Raw genomic sequence first — 507 nt, 5'->3', positions numbered from 1 at the left:
CCGTCCCGGATCACCGCACGCCGTAGGCACGCTCCTACCGCGCGGTGCGTTCGGGGGTGGCCAGGCGGGCGGTGACCTCGAGCAGCTCATCGAAGCGGGCGCGTTCGTCCGTGGTGACTGGCACGTCCTTGTCCTGATCACTTATTGCCGCAGGGCCCAGGCGACCGCGCTGAAGTTCCGGGAGGCTTCGGACGCCGTCCTCACCCGCATGACATTTGTACTCCGTTACTGAACAGAATGAACGAATTGAGCCGCCTGTTGAACCGCCGGCACCCGCGGCGCGGATTATAACCACGTAGCTGAGACGTCCGCCCCTGACAACTTACAGGATGTCCGCTCCGGAGATCTCGGGAGACACTTCGGGACGTCAGCAAAACGGATACGATGTCGGGAGTCGGCCTCATGCGCTTCCCGTGGAAAATGCTCGTCGCGGTGGCGGCCGTCCTGTTCATGACAACCGCGATCGCGCTCACCGTCGCCCTCGGCCGTAATGGGCCGGAATCGCGA

1 protein-coding gene is annotated in these 507 nt (G+C 64.1%); it reads left to right on the top strand.

Annotation, left to right across the window (positions count from 1 at the left end; translation table 11 throughout):
* The coding region (locus DD1DGNOD_RS27810; RefSeq protein WP_206442987.1) for a hypothetical protein at positions 1–232 on the top strand (232 nt) is incomplete at its 5' end.
* Between the last annotated feature and the right edge of the window lie 275 nt (positions 233–507).

It is taken from the genome of Candidatus Protofrankia californiensis (assembly GCF_900634765.1).
Lineage (GTDB): Bacteria > Actinomycetota > Actinomycetes > Frankiales > Frankiaceae > Protofrankia > Protofrankia californiensis.
Note: the sequence above shows the minus strand (reverse complement) of the source record. Positions and strands in the feature narration are given on the sequence as shown.